Here is a 596-nt window from a genome sequence, read left to right on the forward strand (position 1 = left end):
GGCTGTCCGTCGGAGGGGTCGCGCGGCGGGTCATAGACAGGCGGAATGATAGGGGTCACGGTCTGCGCTCCTTGTACGAGAAGGGGTGTGGATCGAGGTCCCGTCGTGGAGGGTGAGAGCTCCCGGCGGGACCGCCTTACTTAGCAGTCGCTAAGTCCTGTTGAGTGTCTATGGCGGCTTAGCGACTGTCAAGTACGCTTCGGGAATGATGCGGGAACGACTCATGGGCACGGCAGAGATCGCCGCCCGTCTCGGTGTGAGCCGCGTCCGAGTCCACCAAATCGTCACCACCGACCCGTCATTCCCCGAACCACTCGACGAGATCAAAGCCGGAAAGATCTGGCGAGCCGACGACGTGGAACGCTGGTTTGCCGAGCACCGCCCACCCCGCGACCCGGCCACCTGACCGCCGTTCACGCCGCATCCTGCTGTTCCAGCCCGCGCAGCCGATCGACGTAGGCGGTGAGCGCCGCCCGCGGTATCCGTCGCGACCGGTCGATCACCACAGAGTCGATCAGCCCTGCCTTCATCAACTGATAGAGCTTCGCGCGGCTGACCCGCAGTTCAGCCGCCGCTTCAGCCGGGGTGAGAAGAAG

The 596-nt window shown here is 64.8% G+C and carries 2 protein-coding genes; one reads left to right on the forward strand and one right to left on the reverse strand.

From position 1 onward, the window contains the following. The first annotated feature begins 223 nt into the window (after window positions 1-223). The gene (locus MJ785_RS21630; protein ID WP_239382701.1) at window positions 224-406 is read left to right on the forward strand and encodes a DNA-binding protein; all 183 of its coding nucleotides are present in this window, start codon (window positions 224-226) and stop codon (window positions 404-406) included. A 7-nt stretch (window positions 407-413) separates the two neighbouring features. Here MJ785_RS21630 and MJ785_RS21635 read toward each other — a convergent pair. Next, window positions 414-596: helix-turn-helix domain-containing protein (locus tag MJ785_RS21635; RefSeq protein WP_239382703.1), on the reverse strand; the 183-nt coding region annotated here is incomplete at its 5' end.

The sequence above is a fragment of the Protofrankia sp. CiT1 genome (assembly GCF_917627335.1).
Lineage (GTDB): Bacteria > Actinomycetota > Actinomycetes > Frankiales > Frankiaceae > Protofrankia.

Excerpts from the sequence above, each read along its gene's own strand:
- MJ785_RS21630 (WP_239382701.1), top strand. The coding sequence starts at position 224 with ATGGGCACGGCAGAGATCGCCGCCCGTCTCGGTGTGAGCCGCGTCCGA.